The sequence below is a fragment of the Afipia sp. GW821-FHT04G03 genome (assembly GCF_059419985.1).
In genome coordinates, this window is record NZ_JBWKSV010000001.1 from 377,321 (window position 1) to 390,714 (window position 13,394).

Annotated in this window: 15 protein-coding genes and 1 tRNA gene; 8 read left to right on the plus strand and 8 right to left on the minus strand. The window is 62.5% G+C overall.

What is annotated here, in order from left to right; translation table 11 throughout:
* Positions 1 to 12: 12 nt before the first annotated feature.
* Positions 13 to 264 (plus strand): hypothetical protein, encoded by a 252-nt coding sequence (locus AC07UB_RS01880; RefSeq protein ID WP_492789302.1) that lies wholly within the window; start codon positions 13 to 15, stop codon positions 262 to 264.
* A gap of 54 nt (positions 265 to 318) precedes the next feature.
* On the opposite strand, the gene AC07UB_RS01885 is transcribed toward AC07UB_RS01880, so the two are convergent.
* On the minus strand, positions 319 to 891 hold the full coding sequence (locus tag AC07UB_RS01885) for an HdeD family acid-resistance protein (RefSeq protein WP_492789301.1): 573 nt from the start codon (positions 889 to 891) through the stop codon (positions 319 to 321).
* A gap of 94 nt (positions 892 to 985) precedes the next feature.
* Positions 986 to 1,762 carry a cyclase family protein gene (locus tag AC07UB_RS01890; RefSeq protein ID WP_492789300.1) on the minus strand — a complete coding sequence of 259 codons (777 nt, stop codon included), beginning with the start codon at positions 1,760 to 1,762 and terminating at the stop codon, positions 986 to 988.
* 294 nt (positions 1,763 to 2,056) lie between these two features.
* On the opposite strand from AC07UB_RS01890, the gene AC07UB_RS01895 reads away from it, so the two are divergent.
* The 7 genes from AC07UB_RS01895 (at position 2,057) to paaE (ending at position 7,256) form a co-directional block, all read left to right on the plus strand.
* Positions 2,057 to 2,131 (plus strand) — tRNA-Glu (locus AC07UB_RS01895).
* A gap of 511 nt (positions 2,132 to 2,642) precedes the next feature.
* Complete coding sequence (paaX, locus tag AC07UB_RS01900; RefSeq protein WP_492789299.1) at positions 2,643 to 3,536, plus strand: phenylacetic acid degradation operon negative regulatory protein PaaX; 894 nt, start codon at positions 2,643 to 2,645, stop codon at positions 3,534 to 3,536.
* Between the two features lie 57 nt (positions 3,537 to 3,593).
* Positions 3,594 to 4,589 (plus strand): 1,2-phenylacetyl-CoA epoxidase subunit PaaA, encoded by a 996-nt coding sequence (gene paaA, locus AC07UB_RS01905; protein WP_492789298.1) that lies wholly within the window; start codon positions 3,594 to 3,596, stop codon positions 4,587 to 4,589.
* 9 nt (positions 4,590 to 4,598) lie between these two features.
* Positions 4,599 to 4,886, plus strand: coding sequence for a 1,2-phenylacetyl-CoA epoxidase subunit PaaB (gene paaB, locus AC07UB_RS01910; RefSeq protein ID WP_492789297.1), 288 nt, complete (start codon positions 4,599 to 4,601; stop codon positions 4,884 to 4,886).
* A complete protein-coding gene (paaC, locus tag AC07UB_RS01915; protein WP_492789296.1) occupies positions 4,886 to 5,662 on the plus strand; it encodes a 1,2-phenylacetyl-CoA epoxidase subunit PaaC in 777 nt (258 codons plus the stop codon). The genes paaB and paaC overlap by 1 nt, the downstream gene beginning before the upstream one ends.
* Complete coding sequence (gene paaD, locus AC07UB_RS01920) at positions 5,656 to 6,162, plus strand: 1,2-phenylacetyl-CoA epoxidase subunit PaaD (protein ID WP_492789295.1); 507 nt, start codon at positions 5,656 to 5,658, stop codon at positions 6,160 to 6,162. Before paaC ends, paaD begins: the two co-directional genes overlap by 7 nt.
* Positions 6,163 to 6,176: 14 nt before the next feature.
* Positions 6,177 to 7,256, plus strand: coding sequence for a 1,2-phenylacetyl-CoA epoxidase subunit PaaE (gene paaE / locus AC07UB_RS01925; RefSeq protein WP_492789294.1), 1,080 nt, complete (start codon positions 6,177 to 6,179; stop codon positions 7,254 to 7,256).
* On the opposite strand, the gene AC07UB_RS01930 is transcribed toward paaE, so the two are convergent.
* From AC07UB_RS01930 to paaK, 6 genes are read right to left on the minus strand one after another with little or no spacing between them, the layout of a single operon-like run.
* A complete protein-coding gene (locus AC07UB_RS01930) occupies positions 7,257 to 7,682 on the minus strand; it encodes a PaaI family thioesterase (protein ID WP_492789293.1) in 426 nt (141 codons plus the stop codon).
* 15 nt (positions 7,683 to 7,697) lie between these two features.
* Positions 7,698 to 8,972 (minus strand): cytochrome P450, encoded by a 1,275-nt coding sequence (locus AC07UB_RS01935; RefSeq protein ID WP_492789292.1) that lies wholly within the window; start codon positions 8,970 to 8,972, stop codon positions 7,698 to 7,700.
* Between the two features lie 16 nt (positions 8,973 to 8,988).
* The gene (locus AC07UB_RS01940; RefSeq protein WP_492789291.1) at positions 8,989 to 9,294 is read right to left on the minus strand and encodes an EthD family reductase; all 306 of its coding nucleotides are present in this window, start codon (positions 9,292 to 9,294) and stop codon (positions 8,989 to 8,991) included.
* Positions 9,295 to 9,321: 27 nt separating this feature from the next.
* Entirely contained in the window at positions 9,322 to 11,355 is a 2,034-nt protein-coding gene (gene paaZ / locus AC07UB_RS01945; RefSeq protein ID WP_492789290.1) for a phenylacetic acid degradation bifunctional protein PaaZ, read from the minus strand.
* A gap of 48 nt (positions 11,356 to 11,403) precedes the next feature.
* On the minus strand, positions 11,404 to 12,039 hold the full coding sequence (locus AC07UB_RS01950; RefSeq protein WP_492789289.1) for a TetR/AcrR family transcriptional regulator: 636 nt from the start codon (positions 12,037 to 12,039) through the stop codon (positions 11,404 to 11,406).
* A 5-nt stretch (positions 12,040 to 12,044) separates the two neighbouring features.
* On the minus strand, positions 12,045 to 13,379 hold the full coding sequence (paaK, locus tag AC07UB_RS01955) for a phenylacetate--CoA ligase PaaK (protein ID WP_494652335.1): 1,335 nt from the start codon (positions 13,377 to 13,379) through the stop codon (positions 12,045 to 12,047).
* Positions 13,380 to 13,394: the final 15 nt, after the last annotated feature.

Sequence of the window (13,394 nt, forward strand, 5' to 3'; positions counted from 1 at the left end):
TGGAGATGTGACATGAAAAAGATCCTCCCAATCGCCGTCACCGTCTTGCTGTTAGGCGTCTCCGGCGCCGTCGCGCAAAGCAAGAGCGGCACCTCGGGTCCGGCAAACCCATCATCGGAGACGCGTGGCGTTCCCAGCGCGCCGGTCGGTCATCGTCAACCTCGGGCCGCCGATGTGCCGGCTGCGCAGGAAAAGAACTACACGGAATCGGCCGAGGACAAGGTGCTCGATCGCAAAATCAAGGGCATTTGCCGCGGCTGTTAAGAGAACAGAGGCTGTCGGGAACAGCCTCTGCGGATCGCAGTGGTCCTAACGGTGTCAGGAGTTGCGCGCAGCGAGCGCCATCCCGATCAGGGATGTGCCGCCGAAAACGAGATTGATGCCGACCAGCAGGCCGATGGCCCATGCGGCTGATCCGGGAAGCCCCGCGATAATCAATCCGGCCACCACCAGATCGACAAGACCCGACATCAGCAGCCATCCCCATCGTCCGGACAATTCGCGCCGATGGGCGAGCGCGTACATGATCGTCGTGATGCCTTCTGCAATGAAGTAGGCGCTGACCACGAGGGTGAGCGTCAGTGTTCCAGCGACCGGCTGAACCAGCAGGATGATGCCTGCGCCAAGCGCTAGGACCGCGGAGAGCAGCGACCACCAGAAGCCGGGCATGTCGCGCGTGGTGAAGGTGAGGTAGAGTCCCACCACGCCGCTGATCAGGAACAGCCAGCCGAGGAAGATCGTCACCGCGATGCTGGCCAGCAGCGGAATTGCAATCGCCGCCATTCCCAGGATCACGAGCACGATGCCTTCGATGAGGAAGGCTTTCCAGTTCGCCTTGACGGCTTCCTTCATCTGCGATTGAAGCCGGGCGACATCCTGAGGCATCGTCATCGACGGTCTCTCCATGTTCCTGATCCGGCCATCGCCGGCCGGCATCAGCTTAGTCCCGTGATTGCCCTTGTGTTAAGGGCTATTCGCATCGGGGCTATGCGTCCAGAATGGCGACCGCGCGGGTCCAGCCTGCGGACGCGCGCTCAATCTTGACCGGGAAGCACGACACCGTGAATCCGGTCGATGGCAATTGTTCCAAATTGTGCAGTTTCTCGAGATGGCAATAGCCGATGTGGCGGCCGGCCTTGTGGCCCTCCCAGATCAAGCTCGCGTCTTTCGTCTCAGCATACTTCTTCGCGGTGTGGACGAACGGCGCGTCCCAGCTCCAGCCGTCGGTGCCGGTGAGCCGCACGCCGTGTTCCAGCAGATACATGGTTGCTTCGTAGCCCATGCCGCAACCGGAGATGACGTAGTCCTGCCGGCCGTATTTGGCACCCGCGCTGGTGTTGACGACAACGATTTCGAGCGGCTTCAGAGTGTGCCCGATCCGCTTTAATTCGCTTTCGACATCGGCGGCGGTCGCGACGTAGCCATCGGGGAAATGCCGGAAGTCGAGCTTCACGCCCGGCTGCAGGCACCAGTCCAGCGGGACTTCGTCAATGGTCCAGGACCGCTCGCCGCGATTCATGGTGGGATGAAAGTGATAGGGCGCGTCCAGATGGGTTCCGTTGTGGGTCGAGAGATTGATTTGCTCCACGGCCCAGCCCTGACCGTCCGGCAGATACTCTTTCTTCAGTCCGTCGAAGAACTGCAACATGCGCGGGAGGCCCTGCTGGTGATCGATGTACTGGATGGTCGGATGGTTGCCGGGCGGATCGGCCGGCACGTCGTTTTGCAGAGGCACCGAAATATCGATCAGCTTGCGGGTCATGGGTGGTGCTCCGGCGGTTGGGTTGGCTGCGCGTGATCAGGCCGATTCCGGGCCTGATTTCGGGAGTGTGCATGAAGGTGAGGATCAGGCTCAAGGAGGTGGACTGTCAGGCTTGCCGCTGCCGCGAAACGCCATTATACGTTCCGACGCGTTGGCCAAATCACCTTGTCGATTTGGGCCGTCGTCGCTCCAAAACAATGCCAAGGTATTGATTTTGCGCGGTTATACTGGCCTGTCCAAGGCGGGAAGACAGCGGTACAGGCAGTTCGTGCGCGAACCGTTTGCCGGCTTTTCGCTCCCTTCGTCTATCGGTTAGGACGCCACCCTTTCACGGTGGAGAGAGCGGTTCGATTCCGCTAGGGAGCGCCACTTTTCGCGCTTGAAGTGCCAATACCTCCTCAAAATCCAGGTCAGCGCCGGAACTCCGGGCGGCGTCCCGCATTGTTCCTGACGGGGCAACTCGGAGGCTGCAATGGCTCACCATTGGCACCAAATCCACGGAAGTCCGCCAGAACATATGGGCAGTCCAGGTCTGGAAGAGGCTGCGTACGTCGCCGGTTGGGCGCTCAGTAGCGCCGCGGTCTTGGGCGTCGTTCTGCTGATCTGGCACTTCAACGTTTGATCGCGCGGAGCCGATCGAATCGCAATTGAGCGCGCTCTCGCGGTGCGCAGTTGGAACGCGGCACCCAAAATCGGGGATTCTCCGCTGTTCTAGGGCGCGTGACACTTCTCAGATATTGGATGAAGAAGCTCATGTGAAATATTGAACATGAGCTTTAAGCATTTCATCGCGCCGCCATCTCGATGAGGAGGCCGTCCCCCGCGCGATCGTGCCGATCCGGGCTCGCCCCATGGGCGGAATGCACTATGCTGCGTGCCCATGAGTCCTCCTTCGCTGTCCCGCATCGTCAGCCGATTCAAGCGTGAGCCTTCGCGCACCGGATCGCTCATCATCACATTCTACGGCGACGCCATCCTGCCGCGCGGCGGCACGGTCTGGCTCGGCACGCTGCTGCAATTTCTCGACATGCTCGGGACCGACGGCGGCGTGGTCCGCACTGCGGTGTCGCGGCTTGCTGCCGACGGCTGGCTCGATCGCGACAAGGCCGGCCGCAAGAGCTTTTACAAGCTGGCGAAGACCGGCCGCGAACGATTCGAGACCGCCGTCGCGCATGTCTACAATCCGCATCCGACAAAGTGGGCAGGGCGCTTTGAACTCCTGCTGATCGGCAACGGTGCCGACCGCGAAGCGTCCCGCGCCGTTCTGACTGAGGCCGGTTTCGGCAGTCCGATGCCGGGCGTATGGGTGGCGCCGTCGAGTGTGCCGGTGCCGTCCGATGCCGCAGGCGCGATCAGGCTCGAGGTGTCCGCGGACGACGCGATGGGGCGGCGGCTGGTGGACGCGAGCTGGTCGCTTGAGCGCACGGCTGAGTCGTACCGCGAGTTCATGAAAATCTTCGCGCCGCTCGAAAGCTGGGCCGACGACGCGGACAAGATCTCGCCCGCCGACGCCATGCTCGCGCGGGTTCTGTTGATCCATCATTATCGGCGCGTCGTCCTGCGCGATCCGTTGCTGCCGGCGTCGCTGTTGCCGCCGGACTGGCCGGCGCTCGATGCCCGCCAGCTCTGTGCACGGCTTTATCAGGCACTTCTGCCGGCTTCCGAGGCCTGGCTGGACGCCCATGGCGAAAGTGCAACCGGCCCGCTGCGTCCCCCCGGACCGGAACTCGGCCGGCGATTTTCGGACGTGCAGCGCAATATGTTACAAAAATAACTTGCGTATCGAATTTTGTGTTATATGTTTATCGGCGTCTCCCCGGAGGAAACGGCGATGTACACGCAAGCGCTCAACACATCGGAAGCCGAGGTCGTTCACGTCGAGGACCCCGAACGCGCGGCGCATTTTCAGGCGCGCATCGATGCCGATGACAGGATCGAGCCGAACGACTGGATGCCGGCGGCCTATCGCAAGACGCTGACGCGGCAGATTTCACAGCACGCGCATTCCGAGATCGTCGGGATGCTGCCTGAGGGCAACTGGATCACCCGCGCGCCGACGCTGCGCCGCAAGGCAGCGCTGCTGGCGAAGGTGCAGGACGAGTGCGGCCACGGGCTTTACCTCTATGCGGCGGCCGAGACGCTCGGCACGTCGCGCGAAGAACTCGTCGACCTGATGCTTGCCGGCAAGGCGAAGTATTCCTCTATCTTCAACTATCCCACGCCGACCTGGGCCGACATCGGCGCGATCGGCTGGCTGGTCGATGGCGCGGCCATCATGAACCAGATTCCGCTGTGCCGTTGCTCCTACGGTCCTTATGCGCGCGCCATGATCCGCGTCTGCAAGGAAGAGTCGTTCCACCAGCGTCAGGGCTACGAAATCATGGTGACGCTGTCGCGCGGCACCGAGGAGCAGAAGGCGATGGCGCAGAACGCGCTCGATCGCTGGTGGTGGCCATGCCTGATGATGTTCGGCCCGCCGGATCAGCTCAGCCAGCACGGCGACCAATCGACCCAGTGGAAGATCAAGCGCTTCTCCAACGACGATCTGCGCCAGAAGTTCATCGATGCGACGGTGCCGCAGGCGCAGTATCTCGGCCTCACGCTTCCGGATGCCGACCTGAAATGGAACGAGGCGACCGGCCATTGGGATTACGGCGCGATCGACTGGAACGAATTCAAGCAGGTGCTCTCGGGCAACGGCCCGTGCAACCGCGACCGTCTCGCCGCGCGCCGGAAGGCGCATGACGAGGGCCAGTGGGTGCGGGACGCCGCCATCGCTTATGCTGAGAAACAACAAGCGCGCCGTACCGCTGCGGTTGCGGCCTAGGAGGAAGTCATGACCACTCAGAATATACAGTTGTGGGAAGTCTTCATCCGCAGCCGCAACGGCCTCGCGCACAAGCATGTGGGCTCGCTCCATGCCGTGGACGCCACGCTGGCGCTTCAGGCTGCGCGCGACATCTACACGCGCCGCGGCGAGGGGCTCTCGATTTGGGTCGTACCGTCGAACGCGATTGTCGCGTCCGATCCGTCGGAGAAAGGCATGATGTTCGAGCCGGCGATGTCGAAGATCTACCGCCACCCGACATTCTACGACGTGCCTGACGAAGTCGGACATATGTGATGACTGTCGCATCGATCAAGGTCAAAGAGAGTCCGCTGGTGCTTTATGCGCTGCGCAGGGCTGACGATGCGCTGATCCTCGGACATCGTCTGTCGGAATGGTGCGGCCATGCGCCCATGATGGAAGAGGACATGGCGCTCGCCAACATGGGCCTCGATCTGATCGGGCAGGCGCGCGAACTCTATACCTATGCCGCGAAGGTCGAAAACGCGGGCAACGACGAAGACAAGTACGCTTACCTGCGCGACGTGCGCCAGTACCGCAACCTGTTGCTGGTCGAACAGCCGAACGGTGATTTCGCCCGCACCATCGTGCGGCAGTTCTTCTATTCCGCGTTCGCCGATCCGTACTGGCGCGCCATGATGGCGTCGAAGGACGAGACACTCGCGGCGATTGCCGCGAAATCCGAGAAGGAAAGCGCCTATCATCTCCGGCACACCTCGGAATGGGTGATCCGGCTCGGCGACGGCACCGACGAAAGCCATCGCCGCGGGCAGACGGCCGTCGACGATCTGTGGGCCTTCACCGGCGAACTGTTTCATGCCGACGAAGCCGACGCGTTGCTGATTTCATCCGGCGTCGCAATCGATCCTGAAAGCCTGCGCGCGCGCTGGATCGATACCGTTTCCAATGTTCTTGGCGTAGCGACACTCAAGCGCCCCGCGAGCGACTGGATGCAGAAGGGCGGCCGCACCGGCAACCACACCGAACATCTTGGGCATCTGCTCAGCGAACTGCAATCGATGCAGCGAACCTTTCCGAACGCGACATGGTGACCCTCGGCACCACAACGCATGATCTGCGGCAGACCGCTTGGAACGCGGCGGCGCAGGTGGTCGATCCTGAAATTCCGGTGCTGACCATTGCTGACCTCGGCGTGCTGCGTGAGGTCACCGTCACGGATGACGGCGCGGTGGAGGTTGCAATCACACCGACCTATTCGGGTTGCCCGGCGATGAACATGATCGCGCTGGAAATCGAACTCGCGCTGGAGCGCGAGGGCATCCGCAATCCCACGATACGAACGGTGTTGTCGCCCGCGTGGACGACCGACTGGATGAGCGAGCAGGGCCGCGAGAAGCTGAAAGAGTACGGCATCGCGCCGCCGCAGGCCGGCGGAGGACGGCGCGCGCTGTTCGGCGAACAGCAGGTGGCGTGCCCGCAATGCGGTTCGGTGGATACGGAGGTCCTTTCCGAATTCGGCTCGACGTCCTGCAAGGCCCTGTGGCGCTGCAAGGCGTGCCGCGAGCCGTTCGATTACTTCAAGTGCCACTAACACTGGACATGTCGATGTCACACGTTCCAAAGTTTCACCGTCTCGCCATCGACGATCTGCGCCGCGAGACATCCGACGCAGTGTCGATGACGTTCGCCATTCCGGGTGAGTTGGCCGAGGATTATGCCTTCGCGCCGGGTCAGTACCTGACGCTGCGCACCACGATGGACGGCGAGGAAATCCGCCGGTCCTATTCGATCTGTTCGAGCCCCGACGATCGCGAGTTGCGCATCGCAGTCAAGAAAGTCGACGGCGGCGCGTTCTCGAGTTGGGCGCTGGACGAACTGAAATCCGGTGACGAACTGGATGTCATGACGCCCACAGGCCGCTTCGGCGTGGCGCATGCACCGGGTGAAGCGCGGGTTCACGTCGGATTTGCCGCCGGCTCCGGCATCACACCGATTATCTCCATCGTGCGTGGCATTCTCGCGCGCGAGCCCAACAGCCGCTTCTTTCTGTTTTATGGGAACCGCGCGACCAACGGCATCCTGTTCCGCGAAGCGCTGGAAGAACTGAAAGACCAATTCATGGGACGTCTGTCGGTGTTCCATGTGTTGTCGCAGGAAGAGCAGGACCTGCCGATCCTTTACGGCCGTCTCGATCGCGAGAAGGTCGAGGTGTTGCTGCGCGCGATGGTGCCGGCGGCGGCGGTCGATCACGTGTTCGTCTGCGGTCCCGTCGCCATGAGCGAGGAGATCGAGGCGACATGCGTCGGTCTCGGCATTCCCAAGGATCATGTCCACGTCGAGCGCTTTGTCTCGGAATTCGGCGGCAAGCCGCGTCCGAAGGTTCACGTCGCGCCGGAAGCGCCGCCCAAGGCGGTGGCGTCATTGATCGTGGACGGCAAGCGCAAGGATGTGCCGATTGCCGAGGGCGAAGCCATTCTCGACGCCGCGCTGCGCGCCGGCATGGACCTGCCTTATGCCTGCAAGGGCGGGATGTGCAGCACATGCCGCGCCAAGATCGTCGAAGGCGAGACGACCATGGACGTGAACTATTCGCTGGAGCCGTGGGAGCTTGAAGCGGGGTTCGTGCTGACCTGCCAGGCGCATCCTGTCTCGTCGCGCGTCGTGGTCGACTACGACCAGATGTAGCTACTTGGCGTCGCGGAGCAGCGCGTAGGCGGTTTGCGCCATCGCCACGGGTCGCTCGTCGCTGTCCGTGCGGATCGAGACGGTGCCATAGGCCATCGTCTTTCCCATCCGCGCCACGCGCGCCTCCGCTAGCAGATCGGCCCGCATGGCGGGGCGCATGAAGTGGGTGGTCTGGTCCACTGTGGTCATCGGGAAATACTCGCCCGCCGCCGCGCAGATCGCGACAACCATCGCAGTATCGGCAAGGCCCATCAGCGATTGACCGCAAACCACGCCGTTGTCGCGGCAGAGCTTCTCGGAAAACCGCATTCGCACCACGGCACTGTCCTTGTCGATGGATTCAACCGACAGTCCCAGGTCCTGTACCCAGGGCGCGAATGCGGATGCGAGCAAGGCTTCGGCGGCTGTTTTGTCGAATGTCGGCATGGATGTCCTGAAGCGTTAGGTCAGAGTGACGGGAAGCGATGTGAAGCCGCGAAAACGCACGCGCCGGGCGCGATGCGCGGGGCCGCTCGCCGCGTAATTCGGGAAACGCGCGAGAAACCGGCCGATGGCGATCCGGCCTTCGAGGCGCGCGAGGCTCAATCCGACGCATGAGTGCGCGCCCGAGGCGAAGGCGAGATGACGGTTAGGCGCGCGTGCGATGTCGAGGCGTTCCGGTTGCGGGAAGACCTCCGGATCGCGGTTCGCAGCGCCGATGCAGAGCGTGATCAGCGTGCCCTGTGGCATGGCGACACCGTCGATCTCCGTGTCCTGAACCACACGGCGGTTGCCGAGCTGATTGGAACTCTCGTAGCGCAGGAACTCCTCGACGGCGGTCTTGATCATCGGAGGCTCGCCGATCAGGCGCTGTCGTTCGGCCGGGAAGCGCAGCAGCAATTCCAGGCCGTTGCCGATCAGATTGGTGGTCGTCTCGTGACCGGCGTTGAGGATGAAGATGCAGTTTTGCAGAAGCTCGATCTCGCTCAGCCGCTCGCCGCTGGCTTCGCCTGCGATCAGACGTGTCAGGACGTCATGCTCCGCGTCGCCCGGCCGGGCGCGGCGGTCGGCCACCAGTCGCTGTAGATAGTCGAGAAATTCGCCGACAGCGCGCTCACCGCGCGCCTGAACCTCTTCTGACAGAAACGGCTCCAACGCCCCGAGGATCGCAAGCGACCAGCCGCGCAGCGGCGCGCGATCTTCGTGCGGAACGGCGAGCAGGTTGCCGATCACCTCGACCGGAATGGCGGACGCGAAGTCCTCGATCAGGTCGGCCGTTCCGCGCGTCTCCATGGCGTCCAGCAGCCGGTCGACCAGCGCGATCAGACCCGGCTCCATTTCGGAAATGGCGCGCGGGTTCAGCGCGCCTGCGATCAGCCGCCGCACGCGTGTGTGCAACGGCGGATCGTTGAACACCAGACTTGTTGTGTGATGCTGAAAGAGCAGCGAGTCCGCGCCGTACTTGGGGGCAAACTCGACTTTCTTGTCCGAACTGAAGCGCGTCGTGTCCTTGTAGATCGCCTCCAGATCGCGATGCCGCGTCAGGAAGAACGATCCGTCCGGCATCCGGTGAACCGGATCGGCGGATTGCAGCGCGCGATACGTCGGGTAGGGATCGTCATAGAATGAGCCCGGCAGGTCTTTCAGCGAAAAGCTGCGAGCGAGCGCGGCGTCCTCGCCCGAAACAGGGCGAGAGATGCTTGCGCTTTCAACAGACGGCTGTTCTGTCGGCGACATGCGGTCGGTCCGACGTCTAGAAGACGACGTCGTTGATCTGCACCACGGCTTGCGCGCTGGTGAACTTCGGAATGTCGTCGAAGATTTCCTTGCCGTGCGCCTTTCCGGCGGCCTTGAAATCGTCCATCGAGCCGAAGGTCAGCAGGGCGATCATCTGGTAGTCGGGCGCGGTGCCGTCGGCCTTGACGACGCCCTTGATGGCCTGCGCGCTCTTGAGCCCGAGCGGACCCCAACGATCCTTCACCAGCGGCATGTGCGTCTTGAGATAGTAGTCGACGTCGAACTTCTCGCCGGGCGGATACATCACGGTCACGAGGATCATTGGTCTCTCCCTTTGGGCTTTTTGATTTCAGGCTTGCGGCCGCACCGCGTTCATCGTGAGCAGCTCGTAGGTTGCCGCTGACTCGTCCTTGTCGGTCAGGATTTCGACATCCCAGCGCACTTCACCATATTGCTTGTTGCGCGGCGACTTGTCTTTCGCCGTGAGCCGCACCTTGATGGTCTCGCCCGGCTGGATCGGCTTGATGAACCGGAGTGAATCGAGCCCGTAGTTGGCGAGCACCGGGCCCGGATCGGGATCGACGAACAGTCCCGCCGCAAACGACAACAGGAGATAGCCGTGTGCGACGCGGCCGGGGAAGAACGGATGGCCTTTCGTGGCCTCTTCGTCCATGTGCGCGTAGAAAGTGTCGCCGGTGAAGTTGGCGAAATGCTCGATGTCCTCAAGCGTGATCGTGCGTTCCTTCGAGAAGAAGGTCTGCCCAATGTCCAGATCCTCGAAGTGATAACGGAACGGATGCCTGTCTTTCTCGATGACCGGCGCGCCCTTCATCCAGCTTCCCGTGATTCCCGTCAGCATCGCGGGTGAACCCTGAAGCGCGGTGCGTTGCATGTAATGATGCACGCTGCGCACGCCGCCCAGTTCCTCGCCGCCGCCTGCGCGGCCGGGACCGCCGTGAACCATCTGCGGCATTGGCGAGCCGTGGCCGGTCTGTTCCTTGGCGCAGTCGCGGTCGATCATCACCAGCCGCCCGTGAAAGGTGCTGATGCCGAACACGAGGTCCGAGGCCACTTTCGGATCATGGGTGTAGACCGACGCCACCAGGCTGCCGCCGCCGCGGTTGGTCAGCGCGATGGCTTCGTCCAACTCGCCGTAGCCCATCACGGTGCAGACCGGACCGAACGCTTCGACCGAATGCACATTGTTGGCACGGATGGGATCGGCGCAATGCAGCAGGAGCGGCGGCAGGAATGCGCCGCGCGTCACGTCCGCGCCCTCGACGGTGAAATTGTCGGGATCGCCAGCGACGATCTGCGCTTCGGTCCGCAATGTCTTGAGGTGGGCCAGCACGTCGCGGCGCTGGTCGAGACCAACCACCGGACCCATGCGCACCGTCTCCAGTTCGGGATTGCCGATCGCAACCTTTGCCAGACGATCGCGCAAGGCTTCGATGACGGCTTCGACGCTCGCGGCCGGTGCGAAGGCACGGCGGATCGCGGTGCATTTCTGGCCGGTCTTCACCGTCATCTCCTTGGCGACTTCCTTGACGAACAGATCGAACTCCGGCGTGCCGGGCTTTGCATCTGGCGCCAGGATCGCGGCATTGAGCGAATCCCGCTCGGCGATGAAGCGAACGGCGTTCCTCGCAATGACGGGATGGCGTTGCAGCTTTTCCGATGTGTCGGCCGAGCCGGTGAACGACACGACGTCCTGACAGGTGAGGTGATCGAACAGATCTCCGGTCGAGCCGACGATGAACTGGAATGCGCCTTCCGGCAGAATCCCGGACTCCGCGATCATGCGGGCGAGGGCGTGCGCGACATAGGACGTGACCGTGGCCGGCTTGGAAACCACGGGAACGCCGCCGAGCAGGGCAGGCGCGAGTTTCTCGAGCAAGCCCCAGCAGGGAAAGTTGAAGGCATTGATGTGAACCGCGACGCCGTGCAGCGACGTAACGATGTGCTGCCCGGCGAAGGTGCCGTTCTTGCCCATGGGCTCGGCAGCGCCATCCAGCAGAAATGTCGCGTTCGGTAATTCACGGCGGCCCTTGCCGGCGTACACGAACAGGGTGCCGATGCCACCGTCGATATCGATCAGATTGTCGGTGCGCGTCGCGCCGGTCTGAAACGACAGTTTGTAAAGCTGATCCTTGCGCTCGGTCAGGTACAGCGCGAGTTTCTTCAACAGGTCGGCGCGCTGATGGAATGTCAGCTTGCGCAGGTTCCTGCCGCCGACATTGCGGGCGTAGGCGAGGACGCTGTGCATATCCAGCCCGCCGCTGGTCGCCTCGGCCACCACGTCGCCGGTCACGGCGCTGCGGACTTCCACAAGATCGGGCCCTGGCGCGGCCCATTGTCCGTTGATGTAGCTTTCCAGTTTCATGCGATCACTTCGATGTTGGGTGCGAAAAGCACCGATTGGAACAACTATTCACTCGGCCGCAGCGGTGCGCTTCGATGTTTTGGGTGATGGCTTGAGCACGTTGTGCGCTCCGTCCACGATTAGCCGCGTGACGAGATCGGCGTATTCGGCGCGGCTGACCGATCCTGTGCTTTTGAACCAGAGGTAATGCCAGTTCACCATGCCGAACAGCGACATGGTGACGGGCTTCAGCAGCTTGGTGCCCTTGAGGTGCGGGGCGACGCCCGCGACCGCCGCGGAAAAAATCGTGACGAGATCGCGCTCCATGCCCCTGAGCTCGGCCTGACGTTCCTGTGGCAGGAACCGCATGCTGCTGATCTGCACGTTATGCTGGGAATCGGCATCCCTGTAGGCTTCGAGCAGGGCTGCGATCAGCCCGCGCAATCGTGCTTCGGGCGGCTGATCGGGACGGTCCGCGGCCTCGACGACTTCAAGCAGTTCGCCGAGGTGAAAGCGGATGACGTCGAACAGCAGACCCTCTTTGTCCTTGTAGTAGTGATAGAGGTTGGCCTTTGACACGCCGCAGGCGTCGGCGATCTTGCTCATCGACGCGCGGTCGTAACCGTGCGCCGAAAATAGCTTCGCCGAGCGATCGAGGATCGCCTGCCGTTTGTCGTCGTAATCGTTGGCGCGTTTGCGGGCCATCTAGTTCATTGTTCCTTGGGCCGTTTATCGATGATGCGCTTGGCCTTGCCGACGGAGCGCTCGATGCTTCCGGGGTCGAGCACGGTGATGAGCGCCGTGATGCCGATGGTGTCCTTCACCGATTGTGCCAACTGCTTCGTGGCCGCCTCTCGTGCGGGAAAGCTGGCATCCGGCCGCGCTTCCACCTGGATTTCCATGTTGTCCATGCGGCCGTCGCGGGTGAGGATGAGTTGGTAGTGCAGCGACAGGTCGTGAATGGTGAGCAGCTTTTCCTCGATCTGGGTCGGGAACACGTTGACACCGCGAACGATCATCATGTCGTCGGATCGGCCGGTCACTTTTTCCATGCGTCGTAGCGATCGCGCGGTGCCCGGCAGCAACCGCGTCAGGTCGCGGGTGCGATAGCGGATCACGGGCATGGCTTCCTTCGTCAGCGACGTGAAGACCAGTTCGCCTTTCTCGCCGTCGGGCAGCACTTCGCCGGTCACCGGATTGATGACCTCCGGGTAGAAATGATCTTCCCAGATGTGGAGACCGTCTTTCGTCTCGACGCATTCGCTGGCGACGCCTGGACCCATCACCTCGGACAGGCCGTAGATGTCGACCGCATGAAGGTCGAACGCTTCTTCGATCTCTTCGCGCATGGCGTTGGTCCACGGCTCCGCGCCGAAGATGCCGATGCGCAGCGATGACTTGCGCGGATCGAGACCCTGTTTCCTGAATTCATCGAGGATCGCCAGCATGTAGGACGGCGTCACCATAATGACTTCGGGCTTGAAGTCGTTGATGAGCTGGACTTGACGCTCTGTCATGCCGCCGGAAATAGGGATCACGGTGCAGCCGAGGCGTTCCGCGCCGTAATGCGCGCCGAGGCCGCCGGTGAACAGTCCGTAGCCGTAGGCGATGTGGACCTTCATTCCCGCGCGGCCGCCGGCGGCACGGATCGAGCGCGCGACAACATCGCTCCAGGTTTCGATGTCGCGTTTGGTGTATCCGACCACGGTCGGTTTGCCGGTCGTGCCGGACGACGCATGGATGCGCGCGACATCGGTTTCCGGCACGGCGAACATGCCGAACGGGTAATTGTCCCGCAGATCGGTCTTGATCGTGAAAGGAAATTTCGCGAGATCCGGAAGATCCTTGAACTGATCCGGATGAACGCCGGCAGCGTCGAACGTCTTGCGATAGTGCGGCACATTGTCATAGGCGTGCCGCAGCGACCATGCGAGACGCTCGCGCTGAAGGGTGCGAATCTCGTCGCGGGAAGCGACTTCATAACGATCGAGTTCCGTCGGTTCGGGCGTCAGCCGATCGAGCTTGCGCAGCGGAATTTGTAGCAACGTTCTCTCCCGGTC